Source organism: Agarivorans sp. D1326 (genome assembly GCF_056958115.1).
Window position 1 is genome coordinate 1 of record NZ_JBTWEN010000021.1, and the last position, 1,188, is coordinate 1,188.

1 protein-coding gene is annotated in these 1,188 nt (G+C 45.6%); it reads left to right on the forward strand.

The features are described from left to right. Window positions 1-1,184 (forward strand): elongation factor Tu (gene tuf, locus ACYFDN_RS21395; RefSeq protein ID WP_040307742.1); only part of this gene is annotated, 1,184 nt, incomplete at its 5' end. Window positions 1,185-1,188: the final 4 nt, after the last annotated feature.

A 1,188-nucleotide genomic window follows, 5' to 3' on the forward strand; every position in this document is an offset into this window, starting at 1 on the left:
TGTCTAAAGAAAAATTTGAACGTTCAAAACCGCACGTAAACGTTGGTACAATTGGCCACGTTGACCACGGTAAAACAACTCTAACAGCAGCTATTACCAACGTACTTGCAAAAGTATACGGTGGTGAAGCTAAAGATTTCGCAGCAATCGATAACGCTCCAGAAGAGCGCGAGCGCGGTATCACCATTTCTACTTCACACGTAGAGTACGACACTCCAACTCGTCACTACGCACACGTAGACTGTCCTGGACACGCCGATTACGTTAAAAACATGATCACTGGTGCAGCACAGATGGACGGCGCTATCCTAGTAGTAGCATCTACAGATGGCCCAATGCCACAAACACGTGAGCACATCCTACTTTCTCGTCAGGTTGGTGTACCTTACATCATCGTATTCATGAACAAATGTGACATGGTAGACGACGAAGAGCTTCTAGAATTAGTAGAAATGGAAGTACGTGAACTTCTATCTGAATACGAATTCCCAGGTGATGACATTCCAGTAATCCAAGGTTCAGCGCTTAAAGCCCTAGAAGGCGAAGAAGCGTGGGAAGCAAAAATTGTAGAACTAGCAGAAGCGCTAGATACTTACATCCCAGAGCCAGAGCGTGATATCGACAAGCCATTCCTACTACCAATTGAAGATGTATTCTCAATTTCAGGTCGTGGTACGGTAGTAACAGGTCGTGTAGAGCGCGGTATCATCAAGGTTTCAGAAGAAATTGAAATCGTAGGTGTTAAAGAGACTACTAAGACAACTTGTACTGGTGTAGAAATGTTCCGCAAGCTTTTAGACGAAGGTCGTGCTGGTGAGAACTGTGGTATTCTTCTACGTGGTACTAAGCGTGACGAAGTACAGCGTGGTCAAGTATTGGCTGCTCCTGGTTCAATTACTCCACACACCAAGTTCGAAGCTGAAGTATACGTACTAAGCAAAGACGAAGGTGGCCGTCACACGCCATTCTTCAAGGGCTACCGTCCACAGTTCTACTTCCGTACAACTGACGTAACTGGTTCTGTAGAGTTACCAGAAGGCGTAGAAATGGTAATGCCAGGCGACAACTTGAAATTTGTTGTAGAGCTAATTTGCCCAATCGCGATGGACGAAGGTTTACGCTTCGCAATCCGTGAAGGTGGCCGTACAGTAGGTGCGGGTGTTGTAGCTAAAATCTTCGAATAAGAAG